The organism is Paenibacillus sp. URB8-2 (assembly GCF_013393385.1).
Lineage (GTDB): Bacteria > Bacillota > Bacilli > Paenibacillales > Paenibacillaceae > Paenibacillus_AQ.
The window spans coordinates 3263352-3282482 of sequence record NZ_AP023239.1 but is presented as its reverse complement, the minus strand read 5'-3'; the positions used below and the strand labels follow the sequence as shown (position 1 = coordinate 3282482).

The 19131-nt window shown below is 55.9% G+C and carries 14 protein-coding genes and 1 pseudogene; all 15 read left to right on the top strand.

Going from position 1 to position 19131, the window contains the following annotated elements; genetic code table 11:
- Nucleotides 1–64: 64 nt before the first annotated feature.
- Nucleotides 65–1092, top strand: a pseudogene (locus tag PUR_RS26085) (putative amidoligase domain-containing protein); the annotation flags it as partial.
- A gap of 52 nt (nucleotides 1093–1144) precedes the next feature.
- Entirely contained in the window at nucleotides 1145–1369 is a 225-nt protein-coding gene (locus PUR_RS15030; protein ID WP_179035949.1) for a putative amidoligase domain-containing protein, read from the top strand.
- 335 nt (nucleotides 1370–1704) lie between these two features.
- Complete coding sequence (locus PUR_RS15025) at nucleotides 1705–2445, top strand: IS110 family RNA-guided transposase (RefSeq protein ID WP_232101519.1); 741 nt, start codon at nucleotides 1705–1707, stop codon at nucleotides 2443–2445.
- Nucleotides 2446–2474: 29 nt separating this feature from the next.
- Nucleotides 2475–2726 carry a hypothetical protein gene (locus PUR_RS26080; protein WP_232101518.1) on the top strand — a complete coding sequence of 84 codons (252 nt, stop codon included), beginning with the start codon at nucleotides 2475–2477 and terminating at the stop codon, nucleotides 2724–2726.
- A gap of 699 nt (nucleotides 2727–3425) precedes the next feature.
- A complete protein-coding gene (gene mutS / locus PUR_RS15020) occupies nucleotides 3426–6272 on the top strand; it encodes a DNA mismatch repair protein MutS (RefSeq protein WP_179035948.1) in 2847 nt (948 codons plus the stop codon).
- A 29-nt stretch (nucleotides 6273–6301) separates the two neighbouring features.
- Entirely contained in the window at nucleotides 6302–8392 is a 2091-nt protein-coding gene (gene mutL / locus PUR_RS15015) for a DNA mismatch repair endonuclease MutL (protein ID WP_179035947.1), read from the top strand.
- A 66-nt stretch (nucleotides 8393–8458) separates the two neighbouring features.
- Nucleotides 8459–9244 (top strand): class I SAM-dependent methyltransferase, encoded by a 786-nt coding sequence (locus PUR_RS15010; protein ID WP_179035946.1) that lies wholly within the window; start codon nucleotides 8459–8461, stop codon nucleotides 9242–9244.
- Nucleotides 9228–10208, top strand: a complete 981-nt coding sequence (gene miaA / locus PUR_RS15005) for a tRNA (adenosine(37)-N6)-dimethylallyltransferase MiaA (RefSeq protein WP_179035945.1) — start codon at nucleotides 9228–9230, stop codon at nucleotides 10206–10208. Before PUR_RS15010 ends, miaA begins: the two co-directional genes overlap by 17 nt.
- 19 nt (nucleotides 10209–10227) lie before the next feature.
- Nucleotides 10228–10467, top strand: a complete 240-nt coding sequence (gene hfq, locus PUR_RS15000) for an RNA chaperone Hfq (protein ID WP_025335243.1) — start codon at nucleotides 10228–10230, stop codon at nucleotides 10465–10467.
- 209 nt (nucleotides 10468–10676) lie between these two features.
- The gene (locus PUR_RS14995; RefSeq protein WP_179035944.1) at nucleotides 10677–13289 is read left to right on the top strand and encodes a transglycosylase domain-containing protein; all 2613 of its coding nucleotides are present in this window, start codon (nucleotides 10677–10679) and stop codon (nucleotides 13287–13289) included.
- Between the two features lie 621 nt (nucleotides 13290–13910).
- Nucleotides 13911–15203 carry a group II intron reverse transcriptase/maturase gene (gene ltrA, locus PUR_RS14990; protein WP_179035943.1) on the top strand — a complete coding sequence of 431 codons (1293 nt, stop codon included), beginning with the start codon at nucleotides 13911–13913 and terminating at the stop codon, nucleotides 15201–15203.
- A 172-nt stretch (nucleotides 15204–15375) separates the two neighbouring features.
- A complete protein-coding gene (locus PUR_RS14985; protein ID WP_124693908.1) occupies nucleotides 15376–15933 on the top strand; it encodes a ribonuclease FAU-1 family protein in 558 nt (185 codons plus the stop codon).
- The gene (locus PUR_RS14980; RefSeq protein WP_179035942.1) at nucleotides 15934–16581 is read left to right on the top strand and encodes a YdcF family protein; all 648 of its coding nucleotides are present in this window, start codon (nucleotides 15934–15936) and stop codon (nucleotides 16579–16581) included. It begins immediately after the preceding gene.
- Between the two features lie 95 nt (nucleotides 16582–16676).
- Entirely contained in the window at nucleotides 16677–17642 is a 966-nt protein-coding gene (locus tag PUR_RS14975; protein WP_179035941.1) for an AAA family ATPase, read from the top strand.
- Nucleotides 17643–17685: 43 nt separating this feature from the next.
- Entirely contained in the window at nucleotides 17686–18984 is a 1299-nt protein-coding gene (gene hflX, locus PUR_RS14970) for a GTPase HflX (RefSeq protein ID WP_179035940.1), read from the top strand.
- Nucleotides 18985–19131 lie beyond the last annotated feature (147 nt).

The window sequence follows — 19131 nt, the reverse complement described above, 5'->3', positions numbered from 1 at the left end:
CGTCCGGGTGAGCGCCAAGAGGGAAAGCCGGTTTGCATTACTTTGCGCTTCGGGAGGACGGAATATGAACGAGGGTATCCAGGTTTATCATGCGTTGACGCCCGAAGACAGGGAACGGCGGCTTCGGCGCAGCGGAATAGAAGCATTCCTTGCCTCCGGAGGAGACGCCCGCGTTGAGCCCGGCGCCCGTTCCGGGAAGCCGGGAAGCCTCAAAGGAATTATAGCCCGGGCGGACAACGCCCGGGAGGAGTATTATTGCCAGCGCTACAGGGTCAAGGTTCATAATTTGGCTCCGCTGGAGATCACGCCTCTTGGAGCTGGACTTGGAATGAAGCCGGCGGCGCTGCTGCTCACGGCCCGTCCCCGCTCGCGATCCTCTACCAACGGCGACCCTACGGGAGCCCCGGCTGAAAACGCAGCCGTTCCCTTTCTCGCGCGGGGAAGCCTGCCGAAGCGGCTGGGCCGCCTGGCCGCCAAAGCGCTGTACTGCCTTGGCCTGGACAGCGGGGAAGTGCTGATTGCGGCCAGGGGAGAGCGGCGGTATGCGGTGGAGGGGATCCAGCCGCCGGAAGCCGGCTCCGGCGGCCGGATTCCCGAGCCCTACCGCTCGGCCGAGGCGGCGCTGCGCCGCGCCCTGGAGAGGGAACGGCCCGGACGGCCGGACCTCGTCATGGGCATGGACCCGGAGTTCCTTCTGCTCCGGGCCTCCACCGGCCGCGTCGTGCCCGCGTCGCGGTACCTGCCCGCGGACGGCGTCGCCGGCTGCGACGCCGGACCCCGGGAACGCGCGGCGCGTTCCCGGTGGCGGAGCTGCGCCCCCGGCCGCGCGGGGAACCGCGCGCGCTGCTGGCGCAGCTGAGGTCCGCCGCGAGGCAGGCGGACCGGCTTATTGCCAACCGCTCCTTAAGCTGGCGGGCGGGAGGCATGCCGCTGAGGGGCTGGGCCCTCGGCGGGCACTTGCACTTCAGCGGCGTCACGCTGACGGCGCCGCTGCTGCGCGCGCTGGACAGCTACCTCGCGCTGCCCATCGCGCTGCTGGAGGACGCCCGGGCCGGAGGCCGGCGTCCGCGCTACGGCGTGCTCGGCGATTTCCGGCTCCAGCCGCACGGCGGCTTCGAGTACCGGACCCTGCCGAGCTTCCTTTGTGTCCCCGGTCGTCGCCCGGGGAGCGGTCACGCTGGCTCACCTGATCGTGAGCCGCTACGAAGACCTGCCGCTGCGCCCGCTCGACCGCGACGACCTGCACGCCGCGTATTACCGCGGCGACAAGCCGCCGCTGCGCGCCGCGTTCGAGCCGCTGAAGGCGCAGCTCCGGGGCTGGCGGGCTACGCTGACGCGGCAGACGCCATCGAGCCGCTGCTGCGCCTGATCGAAGCGGGCCGAACCTGGGACGAAACCCGCGATGTCCGCGGGTTGTGGTGCGGAGAGCAAGCGCCATGAAACGGCGCTTGCTCCAACCCGGCGAACTGCTGAGATGCCGGGTGAACGGCATTTATTGAAATATAAGTTAAGATGAACAAAAAGGCCAGCTCACGTTTGCAGGACGTAGGTTAAAATGGAAGCGTGAAACCCCATTTCAGAGCTACAAGCAAAGGAGCTGGTTGGAATGAATTATACCACAAAATATGTAGGATTGGATGTATCGAAAGAAACAATAGCGGTGGCGGGGCGGTAGCGGAAAGCGGCAGAGACGCCGCCCGCTATGTGGGAGCGATCAAGCACGAAGCTGGAGCGATCCGCAAACTGCTGAAACAACTGGGAAAAAAGGAAGAGCTGGAGGTTTGCTACGAGGGCGGGCCGACGGGCTACGGACTGCACCGTTTGCTGACGAGCCTGGGCGTGCGCTGCATGGTAGTGGCGCCATCGCTCATCCCGGTACGGCGTGGAGATCAGGTCAAGACGGACCGACGGGATGCTTTGCGCCTTTCGGAGCTGCTTCGGGCCGGCGAACTGAGCGGGGTCTACGTGCCAAGCGCGGAAGACGAAGCGCTGCGGGACCTGGTGCGGGCGCGGGAAGACGCCCGGGAAGATCTGCACCGGGCGAAGCAGCGGCTGCTGAAGTTTCTGTTGCGGTACTCAATCACACCGCCGGCGGGAATTAAACGTAGATGGACGAAACGCTACCGGCTGTGGCTGGAAGGGCTGAAGCTGGAGCAGGAAGCGCAAGCGATAACGTTTCGGGAATATTTGCACGCCGTGAAAGAAGGAGAAGAGCGGCTGAAGAGGATCGAAACGGGACTTTTGGAGCAGGCCGCCCAGGGCGCGAACGGAGCGTTGGTCAAGGCGCTGCAAGGGTTGCGAGGGGTGGCATTCGTGACGGCGGTGTCGCTGGTGGCCGAAATCGGCAGTTTCCGGCGTTTTCGCAGCCCGATGCAACTGATGGCGTACCTGGGGCTGGTGCCGAGGGAGTATTCGTCAGGGCAGAGTGTGCGGCGGGGAAACTGACAAAGACGGGGAACCGGCATGCGCGGCGTTTGCTGGTGGAAGCGGCGTGGAGCTACCGGCACAAGCCGGCGGTGCGGGGCGAAATCGCCAAGCGACAGGAAGAATTAAACCCGCAGATTCAGCTGATTTCATGGAAGGCCCAGGAACGGTTGCATACGAAATACCGGAAGCTGGTACAACGAGGTAAGGCGAAGAATCTGGCGGTGGCCGCAGTGGCGCGTGAATTATGCGGGTTTGTGTGGGCGGTGGCCTGCGAAGTGGAGAGCGCTGCGGCCCACTAGAGTCATCTCCCTCTGCAACAGGCAGAAGCAGAACGTCCGGGCTGGAAGGCTGGGCCCGGGACAAAAGAAAAGGTTGGAGAGAATCCGCGATACATTCTTGCACCCGGGATTCATCCCAGGACGTGCGTTCTAAGTTTGCGGAAGCTCTCCATACGAAGGCTTACCCTGTGGTATCCAACCCACGAATAGCAGTGTGCAAGCCGACGACTGCATTTTTGTCCCGTGCCGAGCCATTTAGCCCCTGTGTGTAACTGTGTGCTTGACAGATTTGTTCATAGCAGAATGTATAAGCTGTGCGCTTATCATTTTGTCTTATATTTCTACGAGAAACGGTACCTAAAAGCGATACTCGTATCGCTACTTCGGAAGCTTAAGCTCCCTAAAAGGACGGCGAAGCCGTTTCCTCTTGAAATGTTTTTTTGGAAGATAAGAATCTATTAGTTTCACGCTTATTAATCGACTTCTATAACTTTGAGGAACCTACTTTCGTCTGTCTCCTCTGAGGAAGACGGCGGAGCCGATTCTACTTGCTCTAGGCGAACACTTTGGAATTATGATAAGATACTTTGCACGCATCAAACAGGGGATCACCGGCTGCGGCCGGAACCTCGCCGTTTCGCGACCGTCTTTCGGCTTAAGCTTGCCGGGACGGTTTCTGTTATAATAGAGGATAAGCATGATAAGGCCTGGAGGTTTACGATGGCAAAATATACACCGATGATCGAGCAATATTTGAAAGTGAAGGAAGGGGCGAAGGATGCCTTCCTTTTTTTCCGGCTGGGCGATTTTTACGAAATGTTTTTTGACGACGCTCTGCTGGCTTCCAAGGAACTGGAAATTACGCTGACCGGCCGGGAGGGCGGAGGCGATGAGCGCATTCCGATGTGCGGGGTCCCTTACCATTCCGCCGAGGGCTACATACAGCGCCTGATTGAAAAAGGCTACAAAGTCGCGATCTGCGAGCAGCTTGACGATCCGGCGACAACCAAGGGCATGGTGCGGCGGGATATCGTCCGCGTCGTGACGCCCGGAACGGTAATGGAAGGCAAGTCGCTGACCGACAAGAGCAACAATTATCTGGTCTGTGTCACCGAACTAAAAGGGATGACGGCGCTTGCCGCCTGCGATCTGTCGACCGGTGAGCTGTATGTGACTTCATCGCCTTCGGGCGGGGATACGCTGCGCGGCGAAATCGGCCTGTACGAGCCGGCTGAGGTCATCGGGGACGGCTCGCTGCTGGAGAGCGTCCGGACCGAGACGCTGCCGGGAGCGAAGCCCGTCGTCTATACTCCATGGGAGAAGAAGGATGAAGCCGGTGCGCGGCGCCAATTCGGCGAAGCGGCCTGGACGCGGCTGGAAAGCGAGCGGGCCCAGTGCCTCGCGCTGCTGATTTCGTACCTTGGCGAAACGCAGCGGCGGTCGCTCGGACAGCTCAGTCAAATCTCCCCGTATGAGCCGGGGAATTATATGATTCTGGACCCGTTCACCCGGCGGAATCTGGAGCTGACCGAGACGGTTCGGGAACGCTCCAAGAAGGGCTCGCTGCTCTGGCTGCTCGACCGTACGGAGACATCGATGGGGGCCCGGCTCCTCCGGCGGCGTATAGACAAGCCGCTTCTGCAGCGCGCCAAAGTCGAGCAGCGGCTGGAGGCCGTCGACTATTTGTACAACCAGTTCATTGTGCGCGAAGATTTGCGGCTGGCTCTGAAAGAGATCTATGATCTGGAGCGGCTTACCGGACGGGTGGCATACGGGAGCGCGAACGGCCGCGATCTGAACGCCCTGAAGCTGTCGCTGGCGCAGATCCCGGCGCTTAAGGAGCTGTGCCAGGCTTCCGGTTCGTCCACCCTGCGGGAAATCGGCGAAACGTTAGACGAATGCGCCGACCTCCGCGGGGACATCGAAGCGGCGATTGTCGACGATCCTCCGATATCCGTGCGCGACGGCGGATTGATCCGGCCCGGCTGCCACGCCCGGCTGGACGAGCTTCGGGAAGCGAGCAGCAGCGGCAAACGCTGGATCGCGGAGCTTGAGGCGAAGGAGCGACTGGCTACCGGAATCAAATCGCTGAAGATCGGATACAACAAGGTGTTCGGCTATTATATTGAGATTACCCGTTCCAATCTGGCGTCTCTGCCGGAAGGAAGGTATGAACGCAAGCAGACGCTTACCAACGCGGAGCGCTTCGTGACTCCCGAATTGAAGGAGAAGGAAGCCCTGATTCTGGAAGCGCAGGACAAGATGACCGATCTCGAATACAGCCTGTTCTGCGAGCTGCGTGACCGTTTAAGTTCTCAGATTCCGAGACTTCAGAGTCTGGCGGAAAAAGTGGCCGAAATCGACGTATACCAAAGCCTCGCCGCGGTCAGTGCGGAGCAGCGTTTTGTAAAACCGACGCTTACCGAGGGCTATGACCTGAAGATTGAAGGCGGGCGACACCCCGTTGTCGAGGCGGTGCTGAAGGACACTTCCTTTATCGCCAACGGCAGCAGTCTTGTTCAGGATGACGGAAGGATCTTGCTGATAACCGGACCGAATATGGCGGGAAAAAGCACCTATATGCGCCAGGTAGCCTTAATCTGCATTATGGCGCAGGTGGGATGCTTCGTTCCGGCCGACAAGGCCGAAATCCCGGTCATCGACCGGATTTTCACCCGGATCGGAGCGGCTGACGATCTGATCGGCGGCCAAAGCACCTTTATGGTCGAAATGGCCGACATTCAGCTCATGACCGAAAAAGCGACGCCGCGCAGCCTGATCATCATCGATGAACTGGGCCGGGGTACCTCGACCGGCGAGGGCATGGCGATTGCCCAGGCGGTCATCGAATATGTGCACCATCACATTGGCTGCAAGGCGCTTGTCTCCACCCATTTTCATGAGCTGGCCCATCTGGAGGACACTCTGGACGGCCTGCGCAATTATTCTATGGCAGTGCAGGAGAGCGGAGACAAGGTCAATTTCCTCCGTAAGCTGATCCCCGGCGCGGCGGACAGCAGCTACGGGATTTACTGTGCACGCCTTGCCGGGCTGCCCGGCAGCATTATCGATCGAGCCTACGGCCTGCTTCAGCAAATTGAGCATTCAGCTGCTGCCCATGAACCGGCAAAACTGGTATCTACTGCTGAAGAGCACGGCGGCGGACCGGTGGCAGATGGCCCGAAAGCGGAAGGCGTCAGAGAAGTCGCCGCCGCGTCCGGGGATGGCTTGGGAGCGTTCTTCGAGCCGAGTTCCCGCTCCGTTGCCCGTTCCGCCTCGGAAGCCCCATCCCATCAAGAAGGGAACTTAGGCGCTTCCGAGCTTGCCCGCCGGGAGACGGCAGTGCATTTGGCCGAACGCTTGGAAGAAGGCGGCGAAGTAGTGCAGCTCTCCATCTTCGGCGACGAGGAGCCTCGGCGCGGACGCAAATCGGCTGCGGGCCAGCGTGAACATTCGGTGGCGGACGATATTATGGCCGCGGTCGGCGAAGCGGATTTGATGAATATGACGCCGCTGCAGGCGATGCAATTATTGAATGACTTGAAGATGAAGATCAAATTGAAATAGAGCTATTACGGAATCGGAGGTGAATGGAAATGGCCAAAATCCATGTGCTGGACGAGCATATTGCCAACCAGATTGCCGCCGGGGAAGTGGTGGAAAGACCGGCTTCGGTGGTGAAAGAGCTTGTGGAGAACGCCATCGACGCGGGCAGCACCCGGATCGAAGTGGCCGTAGAAGAGGGGGGGCTGCAGAGCATCCGGGTTAAAGATAACGGTTCGGGCATCGAACCCGAGGATTGCGAGACCGCCTTCTACCGCCATGCCACGAGCAAAATCGATAACGGCCGCGACTTGTTTCAAATCACAAGCCTCGGCTTCCGGGGTGAAGCGCTGCCCAGTATCGCCGCCGTAGCCAAAGTGTCCCTGATGACGGCAAGCTCGGACGACGGCAGGGGACGGCTGCTTGAGATTGAAGGCGGCAAATTGACGGCGAATGAGGATACCGCCCATGGCAGGGGAACCGAGATGTCCGTCAGGGAATTGTTCTACAATACGCCAGCCAGATTGAAATACATGAAGAGCATCCAGACGGAGCTCGGCCATATCTCCGACGCCATGTACCGGATGGCGCTGGCCTATCCCGGGATTTCCTTTACGTTGCATCATAACGGCAACCAGCTGCTGCATACGCTTGGCAACGGTGATCTGCTCCAGGTTATTGCGGCCGTTTACGGCACATCCGCCGCCAAAGCGATGCTGCCGGTGCAGGCGGAAGATCCCGATTACCGGATTTCAGGCTATGTCAGCCGTCCGGAATGGACGCGGTCCAATCGGAACGCGATTACAACGATAGTCGGCGGCCGGTATATCCGTAGCAACGGACTGAACGCGGCCATTATGCGCGCATACCATACGCTGCTGCCGATCAACCGCTATCCGCTGCTGGTCCTGAAGCTGGACATGCACCCTTCGCTTGTGGACGTCAATGTGCATCCTGCCAAGCTGGAGGTCCGGTTCAGCAAGGAACCCGAGTTGTATCAGCTTGTGGAGCAGGAAATTCGCAAAACTCTGCTCGGCGAAAATTTGATCCCCCGGCCCGGCAGGGAGACGATCGGCCCGAAAGGCAGCGCCTCTTTCATTCAGGAGCAATTTGCCTTCCCAAAGGCTTCTCCGAATTTTCCGGGTTCTGAAGATGGAGTGAAGGAGAACGCAACCGGCCTTCCCGGTTCTTCCGCCCCAAGAGCGGGAGAGGACGAATTTGCAGCGAAGGGGGAAGGACGAACGGCACCGGAGGACAGTGGGGGACAAGCTGGAACCCGCCGTGGCACGGATTCGGCTTCGGGAATCGCGACCGGCGCGGCCGAAGCAGCCGCCTCAAGAGCATATTCACCCTCCTCTGCTTATGATGATAGGTCCCCCGGCAAGACGCGCGGGGGAGAGCGGAGCGCATCTTATACGGGCTCATTACAGCCGCAGCTGCGCGACGGCGCGGCATACGGGGGATACCGTCCTGATGCCAGAACAGCCGCACGCCAGGGGCAGTCTCTCCCTGGAACCGAAGAACTGTGGGCTCCGGCCGGAAGCGAGGCGGCCGGTCTGCCGCCGTTCCCCGAGCTGAACTATATCGGACAGCACCACGGCACCTACATCATCGCCCAGAACGATGAAGGGCTGTACTTGATCGATCAGCATGCGGCGCATGAACGCATCAATTACGAGTATTACTATGAGAAGTTCGGCCGCCCGGCCGAAGCTTCACAAGAGCTGCTGCTGCCGATTACGCTGGAATTTACCCCTTCGGAAAGCCGGCTGCTCGGCGAGCGACTGCAATGGTTTGAGCAGGCCGGCGTCTATTTGGAGCATTTCGGCGGCCAGACGTTTCTGGTCCGTTCACTTCCTTACTGGTTCCCGAAAGGTGAGGAGAAGGAAATCGTTGAGGAAATGGCGGAATGGGTGCTTGGCGAGAGGAATATCGACCTTGCCAAATTGCGCGAGAAATCGTCGATTCTATGCTCTTGCAAAGCATCGATCAAGGCGAATCAGAAGCTGACGGAGCAGGAAGTCGAGAGCCTGCTGTCCAGACTTTCGGCCTGCCGCCAGCCTTATACCTGCCCGCACGGACGACCGATTGTCATCTCCTTCTCAGCCTATGATTTGGAGAAGCTGTTCAAGCGGGTAATGTGATGAACAATAAATGCCATTAATTAAATATACAGATTTAAGTATTCTGGTAAAATATACGGAGGCAGCATGATTATAACTACGGGCGATCGCCCGCTAACCGAGGTTGCCGCGCGTGCGGAACGTCTGGCGGAGCATTTAGGCGTTCCCTACGCGCCGCGCGGCAATCAATCTATGTCCAAGCTTCTCTCGCGCTATGGTGACGAAGAGGCGCTCGTTGTGCTGCTTCAAGGCGTGCGATTGCTGAGACCGGACCGGCCTCAGCTTCAGTTTCACCCCAGCATGGGATTTGTCCGCGCCAAGCGGGTATTAAAGGGTGAAAGCGACCCCATGCTGGAGGCTGCCGGAATGGTTCCCGGCGACAGTGTGCTCGACTGCACGGCGGGGCTTGGCGCCGATGCGCTGCTGTTTGCCGTCCACGGGGGAGAGCGGTCCAATGTTACCGCACTGGAGAGTTCCCTGCCGCTGTATGCCCTGCTGACGGAAGGAATGGCCCACTATGCTTCAGGACTCGGGGAAGTAGATGCCGCGCTGCGCCGGATAAATGTCGTCCACAGGAATCACCTGGACTACCTGAGGAGCCTTCCGGACAATAGCGTGGATATCGTCTATTTCGATCCGATGTTCCGCGAGCCTCTGGAGGATTCGGCGGGCATATCTCCGCTCCGCGCCTATGCCAACAGCGACTCGCTGACCCAGGAGAGCGTTTCGGAAGCGGTCCGGGCTGGGCGTAAAGCAGTGGTGCTGAAAGAGAAAAGAGGCAGCGGCGAGTTCAGCCGGCTCGGGTTCGCGGAGCAGCTTCGCCCGGGGACCAAAACATCGTACGGGGTGATCACAATTGACCAAAGAAGCTAAACCGAAGGTGCTGGTGCTGCTTGGTCCGACCGCGGTCGGCAAGACCCGTTTAAGCCTTTCGATAGCCGACGCATACCATGCGGAGATTATATCCGGCGATTCGATGCAGGTATACCGCGGTATGGATATCGGCACAGCCAAAATCAAGCCGTCCGAGATGGAGGGCATCTCCCATCATCTGATCGATATCCTCGATCCTGCGGAGCCTTACTCGGCAGCCGAATTCCAGACTGAAGGCCGCAGACTGATCGGCGAGATTTCCGCCAGAGGGAAGCTGCCGTTCATTGTGGGAGGGACGGGCTTGTATATCGAGTCACTCTGCTACGGCTTCCGGTTCTCCGAGGCCGTTGCCGACGAGGCGTTCCGTGCGGAGATGGACAAGTTTGCGGAGGAACACGGCGCGCTGGCGCTGCACGCGAGACTTGCCGAAGTTGACCCTGCCAGCGCCGCACGGCTGCATCCGAACGACCGGCGGAGGATTATCCGGGCTTTGGAGATTTACCGGCAGACGGATACGCCGCTTTCCGAGTCTCCGGCAGCGCAAAAACCGGAGTCACCCTACGACCTTTGCCTCATCGGTTTGACAATGGACCGGCAAATACTATATAACCGTATTGAAGAGCGAATCGACGAAATGCTGGCGGAAGGGCTGATCGAAGAGGTGAAGAGGCTGATGGAACGCGGCTTTGGCCGGAACCTCGTTTCCATGCAGGGGCTCGGATACAAGGAGATCGCCGCCTATCTCGAGGGAGAAATGACGCTGGAAGAATCGGTGACGCTTCTTAAGCGCGATACGCGGCGTTTTGCCAAAAGACAGCTGTCGTGGTTTCGCCACATGAAGGATATTCAGTGGATTGATGTAGGCGACGGCGGAAACTTTTCCGGGAATTTTGAGAAATTACGTGATATAATAGCAGGAAAGTTTCTTTCAGGTCTTGAATATACTTCTGAACAATCTAATTGAACCATTGGGGGTACGGCATATGAACAAGTCCATTAACATCCAAGATACGTTCTTGAACCAACTTCGCAAAGAAAATATCCCTGCTACAGTATATTTGACCAACGGCTTTCAAATCCGGGGAATTATTAAAGCGTTTGACAACTTTACGATCGTGATCGACAGCGACGGACGCCAGCAAATGGTGTACAAGCATGCGATTTCAACGTTTACGCCGCAGCGCAGCGTATCCCTGATGCAGGACAACGCTTCCGAAGAATAATTCCGCCAATACGCCAGAATGTGTTCGAAGCGAAACTTTTTTGCTTATGATTCGTTTGAATAGAAGGGTGAGAGAGCAACCTGAATAAGGTTGTTTTTTCATTGGTATTACAAAATATATATTATGGGGTCCCCGCAAAGTGTTTAGAAAACGCTTTGCAGGCAAGGCTCCGCTTAATGGGGCCGCTATCAGGGGGGTCAGGAGGCAACATGTCGAATGACGAAATACTACGGTCGAACCGTCATAGAAAAGGGGGAGGCGGCAGCCAGCCGCCCAAGCCGAAGAAGAAGAAAAGGCTGACCCGCAAGCGCGTGCTGTGGACGCTGTTTTTTACAACGGCTTTGGCTATCTTTTGCGCGCTGGGCGGTTATCTGTTTATCACCATCAATGGAGAGAAGCTGCTTAATGAGAACGAGGGCAAGCTGACGGTCAACGAAACGACCAAGATTTACGACCGCAACGCTAACCTGATCGGGGAACTGGCTTTGGAAAAAAGCGAACCCGTCGACAGTGACCAGATTCCTAAAATCATCAAAGACGCCTTTATCGCGACGGAGGACAAACGGTTTAATGAGCATAAAGGGGTCGATCTATGGTCTATCGGACGGGCGGCCGTCAAAGACGTCGTCGCCCGCAGTATGGTCGAAGGCGGCAGCACGATCACGCAGCAGCTGGCCAAAAACATTTTTTTGACCCGGGACAAAACATTCTTCCGCAAAGCGACGGAGATGTCCATCGCCATGGCCCTTGAGCGTCAGCATACGAAGGATGAAATCATCACGCTGTATCTCAACCGGATCAACTTCGGAGGCACAATTTACGGCATTAAGGCCGCGTCCGAGCATTATTTCGGTGTAAGCGACCTGAGCAAGCTGAAACTGTGGCAGATCGCGACGCTGGCGGCCATGCCTAAAGGTCCTTCCCGTTACAACCCTCTCCGCAATCCCGATCTTTCCAAGGAACGCAGAGCGGTTGTCCTTCAGCTGATGAATGATCAGGGGTATATTACGCAGGAGGAAATGAACGAGGCCAAGGATATCAACTACAACTACAAGCCGCCGGCAAGCAAGCAGCGCTATCAGGCTTTTATCGATTACGCCATCGACGAAGCCGAAGACAAATTCGGACTTACCGAAGACGATCTCAACATAGGCGGTTACAAAATTTACACGACCATGGACAAGGACGCGCAGACGGTGGTTGAGAGCGCTTTTGCCGATAGCGACAATTTCGAGAAAAGCGTCGACGACGAGCCGGTGCAGGGTTCGATGGTTATCATGAACCAAGAGAACGGCAGCATTGTCGCTCTTATGGGTGGACGTAATTACGAGAAAAAAGGCTACAGCCGTATTACCGGCAGCCGGCGTTCGCCGGGATCGTCGATCAAGCCGATCGTATCGTACGCCCCGGCGCTGGAATCGGGCCAATTCTCGATTCACTCGCAGATCAGCAACGAAAAGCAGTGCTTTGGCGATTACTGTCCGACTAATCTACACGGGTATTCGTCAACCATCAGCATGACCGAAGCCCTGACGAAATCGGAAAATATTCCGGCCGTGTGGCTCCTTGACCAGATCGGTATACGCACAGGCTTCAATTTTGCCAAAAAAATGGGCATCGGCCTCCAGGATGATGACAAAAACCTGTCGCTCGCCCTTGGCGGCATGTCCAAAGGCACCAATACTCTGGAGATGGCCCAGGCCTATACCGCGTTCGCCAACGGTGGTGAATTACGGCAGGCTTATGCGATCAAGTCCATTACAGACAGCACGGGCGAAACGGTTTATAAGGCGGACACGAACCCCGAACGCGTCATGAAGGAGAGCACCGCTTATCAATTGACCGAGATGATGCAGGAGGTCGTGCAGAGCGGGACAGGCAGAAAAGCGAGAATTGACCGTCCCGTCGCCGGCAAAACCGGTACGACCCAGAGCGGATACAAGGGCGTCGACTCCAACCGGGACGTCTGGTTCGTCGGCTACACGCCGGAGCTTACGGCAGCAGTCTGGATGGGATACGACAATCCCGACCGGAAGCATCTGCTGAAGAACAGCAGTCCGCTGGCCGCCGCGTTTTGGGGTAAGGTCATGGAGGAAGTCGTGAAGAATTATCCGGAGAAATCGTTCCCGAAACCGGATAATATTGATCTTCCGGAGCCTTCCAAGGAGCCGAATCAGATTCAAGCTGTCAGCGGTCTGACCGCCCAGTACGATTCCTCGACCGGAACCGTCAACCTTGCATGGTCGCCTGTTGAGACTGAGGGAGCGGAATACCGGGTGTACCGCAAAGAGACCTCGGAAGGAGACTTCACTCAGCTGATCAGTACGCTGACGCCAGGCGCAGCTGACCTTAGCGCGATGGCAGGCCTGACCTATGAGTACTACGTGAAGGCATACTATCCGAATCAGGGAGTGGAAAGCGATCCTTCCAATACGGTATCGGTGCTCATCGAGGGTGCCGAGCCTTCGATCGAACCGACGCCATCGGTTGAGCCCGGTCTTCCTACGGATTCGCCCGGCGAAGGCGGGAACGGAGACAACGGCGCCGAAGGAAATCCAGGTGAACAAGGCCAGGGCAACGGAAACGGCAACGGGAATGGCAATGGGAACGGGAATGGGAACGGAGGCGACAACCCGGGCGGCCAGGATAATCCGGCAGCACCGTCGCCAACACCGGCCCAGCAGGACTCCACACCGCCATCGTCTCCATTGCCGGAGATAAGCCCGGCCGGTGCAGTCGTTCCTGACAATGGGGCGGAACCGGCTTCGGCCCCCGACGCCGGATCGGATAAGAAGGAGAAGCGTAACGACAAGTCGGATTAATGCTTTTTTTGCAAAATCGCTCCGGTGAGCCGGACCTTCCGTTGCCTACGGAAGATCCGGCTCACCGGAGTTTTTCTTTTTTAGCGTGCCCAGAGGCACGCATTATCTAGTTGGTGAAAGTCCAACCAAGGGAGGGGCCAAGCCACCCTTGTAGCTAGGATGCTTGCGCATGGCGAAATCTGTGTGTAAAAGCGCATCGACGAAAGTACCGGTCAGAGAGCGGGCGAGCAACAATCCAGGCCGCAACATCAAGTGAATCCTGCCGCGCCGTCAAAAAGGCCCTGCGAAGGGGAAAAGAGGGTGCCGAGTCTCGTGAAAATAGACGAAGGCCAAGGAAACTGTACAGAACTTGGAGCAGCAGTGAAGAATCCTCCGGCGTATAGGGAACGGCATGGGTTGAGAGATAATGCAGTGAACTGGGGAGACCCTCCCCCACACGGGAATTTTTTTTTTTTTTTTAGGAACCCGTAAAGAGACATTCTATAAATCCAGAAGATGAAATGAATGGTCTGTGGGAAGGGAGTCCGAGGGGCTCATAGTACCGAAGAACCTAAGGACAACACAACCTTAGGGAGGGAAGGAGCCCTGCTTTGTTTACGCTTTTGGAGGAGGTACGAGTGAGTGAATGCCAAAAGGCTAACAACACCAAAGGAAAAAGTTCAACAACTCCAAGAAAAGCTAGGTCATGCGGCCAAGGAGAACAACAAGCGTAAATTCCATGCACTATATGACAAAGTCTACCGGTGGGACATCCTGTGTGAAGCCTGGAAGCGAGTAAAGGCGAACAAGGGAGCTGCAGGAGTAGATGCCGTAACGCTCGCAGATATCGAGGAACAAGGAGAAATGAGGTTCCTCAAGTCCTGCGAGCAAGACTTGAAAAACGGTTCCTACCACCCGCAGTCCGTGCGACGACACTATATCCCAAAGAAAGATGGGAAGACAAGGCCGCTGGGCATCCCCACTGTGCGCGACCGAGTCATACAAATGGCAACGAAACTCGTGATTGAACCCATCTTTGAAGCGGATTTCAATGAGGTATCCTTCGGATTCCGTCCGAAACGAAGTGCGAAAGGAGCGCTAGATCGAATCCGAAAAGCCTGCAACCGCAAAGGGAATTGGGTAGTCGACGTCGATATCCAAGGTTACTTCGACAACATTAATCAAGAGAAGCTCATGAAATTGGTACAGATGCGTATCAATGACAGACGGATACTGAAATTAATATGGAAGTGGCTTCACGCGGGAGTTATGGAAGAAGGAAACGTAAGACGTTCCGAATTAGGGACACCGCAAGGAGGCGTCATTTCACCGCTTCTGGCGAATATCTATCTGAACTACTTTGACCGACTGTGGGAGAGACATGGAAATGGAGTAGGAGAACTGACAAGGTATGCAGACGATTTTGTAGTGGTCTGTAAAACCAAAAGGGACGCCGAACATGCATATGAGCTTATATGCAAAATAATGGAACGTCTGGAGTTAACCCTACACCCCACTAAAACCCGCATTGTGGGTCTATGGACAGGAGAGGAAGGATTCGACTTCTTAGGGATGCACCACCGGAAAATGAAGGCAGAAACCTCTCAAGGCAAGGTGTATTACACCACGCAGCAGTGGCTAACGAAAAAGGCGGAGGAACGTATTCGAGGGGTAGTCAAAGAAAGACTGTCCCCACCGAGTATGCGTTCGAGATCGTTCGTGGAACATGTAGAATGGCTTAATCCGAAGATCCAAGGATGGAGAAATTATTACTACACGAACTACAGTCAGAAGAAATTAGCCTCTTTAGATTGGTATATCTTGCAGAGATTAACCCGGTGGTATGCAAAGAAGAGACAGCGCAGGAGATGGATTGGATCACGACCGGAGGTTAAATACCTAGCCAAGCAATATGGACTAAAAACGCTATTGTAATCTGCATGCCCATGAATGACAAACATCGGAAAGCCGTATGAGGGAAAACCTCACGTACGGTTTGATGAGGAGGGGCTGGTCAAGCCAGCCTTTTACTCTAGAAGACATGAGATTTTGAGTGCATCTCCTAAATGTGGTAAGCTGAAGACACCATAATGGAGAGGGTTATTATATGAAACGTAAATTCGGAGACCGGGCCAACTGGCGCCGGATTACGCGCCGCCAATTTGCCTGCCGCTATGTGGAAAGCCGGGAATTCAGCGGATACATCACCCTTTACACGATTTACGGATTGAAGGAGCCGCTGTGGAAGAGCTATGGCCGGCATACATACCGTATTGCGGACAAGGGATATTCGTGGCTGCAGTATTTTCCCAAGGACAGTCATTATATTGTTACAGCGATGTTTGACGAACGGCAAAATATTATCCAGTGGTACATCGATACCTGCAAGGTTCAGGGTGTTACCGATCAAGGGGTTCCCTGGTTCGATGATCTGTATCTGGATGTGGTGGTTCTCTGGAACGGCGAAGTGTTTCTGCTGGATGAAGATGAGCTGGAGGAAGCACTCGAACGGGGTGATATTTCGGATAGCGATTACAATTTGGCCTGGAGTACCGCCAGAAATATTATGCGCGGGATTGACGCCCATGCCTTTCCTTATTTCACCCTTTCCCTGAAGCATCGCGCTGAATTGTTTCATCATGGAGAATTCAGGAGGAAATCGTAAATGGAAAGGTATGTAGGAGGCTCGTCGCCGATACGGGCAGTAACGGGCCGCCAAAAATGGCGGTTCAGACGGATTTTGCTCCTTACGCTTGTCGCACTGCTGGCAGCCGGACTGATCTGGAGCGCTTATGTGCTGACCCTAATCAATAGAGCCGAAACGACTTCTCCGATAAATAAGGCGGATACAGGCATTATTCTTGGCATGGCGATGTGGGGCGACGAGCCAAGTCCCGGGCTGAAGGAACGGCTTGACTACGGGATGAAGCTGTATAAACAGGGCGTATTTTCCCATTTTATCGTAACCGGCGGCCTTGATAAACCGGGATATTCGTATACGGAAGGCCAGGGAATGCGCAACTATCTGCTTGCCGGAGGAGTTCCGGACAGCGCGATTGCTGTAGAGAACAAAGCGACATCCACCTACGAAAATTTGCTGTACAGCCGGGAAATCATGCGCCAAAAGGGCTGGTCCACTGCGGTGGTAATCACTCATACATTTCATGGGCGCAGAGCGCTGGAAATTGCCACCGAGCTTGGATATGCTAATCCCGAATTGGGACTGACCGATTCACAGACGATGTCGATGGCCAAGTATAAGACGAGGGAGATATTGGCCTACACCAAATGGAAGCTTCAGGAGGCATTCTGAGTCTGTAATGGGAAAATGGCGAATCTGCTAATAACGCCCGGAACATGGGAATAGACTTGAGTAGAACACTCAGCCCTAAGTAACGAGGTGAACCCATGAACATACGCAGCGCAGCTTCAAGCGGGCGGGACGAAAGCAGACCATCGCGGCAAATCAATATCGTACTTCGCAATCACGATACCCCGGCGGTTAGCGGAACATCGGCAATCAGCGAGTCGTCGGCTTCCAAGAATAGCGCCCAGATCGGCCTTTTTCAGGAGATCGGCAGCGAATTGGACGCGCTGGTAGGTCTGGACAATATTAAAGAGCTTGTATTCGAGATATACGCCCTGCTGCAGGTTGCCCAAATGCGCAGTGAAGCGGGTCTGGCAAGCGGCGGCCAGGCGTATCACATGGTGTTTAAAGGAAATCCGGGTACCGGCAAGACGACGGTTGCGCGGATCGTAGCCAAACTGTTTCAGCGTATGGGCGTGCTGACCAAAGGACATCTTATCGAGGTGGAGCGGGCCGATCTTGTGGGTGAATATATCGGACATACTGCACAAAAGACCCGGGATCTTGTCAAAAAGGCACTGGGCGGCATTCTGTTCATTGATGAAGCGTACAGCCTTGCCCGGGGCGGAGATAAAGACTTCGGCAAAGAAGCGATTGATACGCTGGTCAAAGCGATGGAAGACCACCGCAGCCAGTTCGTGCTGATCTTGGCCGGATATTCCAGTGAAATCGATTATTTTCTCATGAGCAATCCGGGTCTGCCATCCCGCTTTCCGATTCAGGTCGAATTTCCCGACTACTCCATCGACCAGCTTGTGCAGATTGCCGAGCTGATGGCGAAGGAACGGGACTACATTTTGATGCCGCAGGCGATACTCAAATTAAAGCAGCATGTGATGCTGGAGAAAGATGAAAGCCCGCATGCCTTCAGCAATGCGCGCTATGTGCGCAACTCGATCGAGAAAGCGATCCGCAGCCAGGCGGTAAGGCTGCTTAATCAGTACGAGCATAACAGTCCCGGCAAGCAGGAACTTATGACACTGCGGACCGAGGATTTTAAACTGTAAGGCGGACGTCTGTGAACAGATCAACCGCAAGAGGAGAATGAACATGGCGAGTACGACGCATGATACAAATTCGGAAATACAGGACCGGGCCATATTGGTCAGTCTTGTAACCGATCAAGTGAAACGGACGGGAATCGATCCCGAATATTCGCTTCAAGAACTGGTACAATTGGCGGAGACTGCCGGCGTTGAAGTGCTGGAAGTGCTGCGCCAGAACAAAGAAACCCCCGATTCAAAATGGTTCATCGGCAAGGGCAAGGTTGAAGAACTGCGGATGGCCGCTGATGGACTGGGCGCCAATACGGCAATCTTCGATCAGGAGCTGTCGGGCGCACAGGTGCGAAATCTGGAGGAGGCCCTTGACCTGAAGATCATCGACCGCACCCAGCTTATTCTTGATATTTTTGCCGGCCGGGCGAAGACCCGCGAGGGCATTATCCAGGTTGAGCTTGCCCAGTTGTCTTACCTGCTGCCGCGCCTGTCGGGACATGGCAAGAACCTGTCCCGGCTGGGCGGCGGCATTGGTACTAGAGGCCCCGGGGAGAGCAAGCTGGAGACGGACCGCCGGCATATCCGGGACCGGATCGGCGAACTGAAGCGCCAACTGGACGAGGTGGTGAAGACACGGAGTCTGCACCGGGAGCGGCGGCGCAAGAGCGGGGTGGTGCAGGTGGCTTTAGTCGGCTACACGAATGCAGGCAAATCCACACTGCTCAAGCAGCTGACCGATGCCGATGTGTATATCGAGAATCAGCTGTTCGCTACGCTTGATCCGACATCGCGATTGCTTGAGCTGCCTGGCGGCAAGAGCGTCGTACTGACCGATACGGTCGGTTTCATTCAGAATCTTCCGCATGATCTGGTTGCTTCGTTCCGCGCGACGCTTGAGGAGGTCAACGAAGCGAATCTGGTGCTTCATGTGGTCGATGCTTCTTCCCCAATGCGGGAAGAGCAAATGAAAGTGGTGCAGTCTATTCTGGAGGATCTCGGCGCAGCCGGGAAGCCGCAGGTTGTCCTGTTTAACAAGAGTGATCTTTGCCGACCGGAGCAGTTGGAAATGCTGCCCGGAGGGCCGGGCTATTTGAAGGTCAGCGCTTTTAACGCGGAGGATCTGGCCCGAATTGCCGATACGATTCAAAACGAGCTGTCCGGAGACACGCTGAGCTTCCGGATCCCTTCCAGCCGGGGGGATTTGACTTCCCTGCTGTATAGAGTCGGAGATGTGCTGGATCAGTCCTTTGAAGAGAACGACACTTTATACAGCGTGCGTGTGAACAAAGACGATTACGAAAAATGGGGCTACATGCTGACCGACTTTGTGAATCATACAGACCAGGACTAGAGACTGAATGGCGGTTTTTAAATTGCGCAAATTACCAGGTGTAGTATTACTTATTTACCAATTGCAACCTATTATATGATTTGGGAAGTGACAGCTATATGTCGCTTCCTGTTATGATTATGGGAAGTGAATGTAAGGAGAGACAGG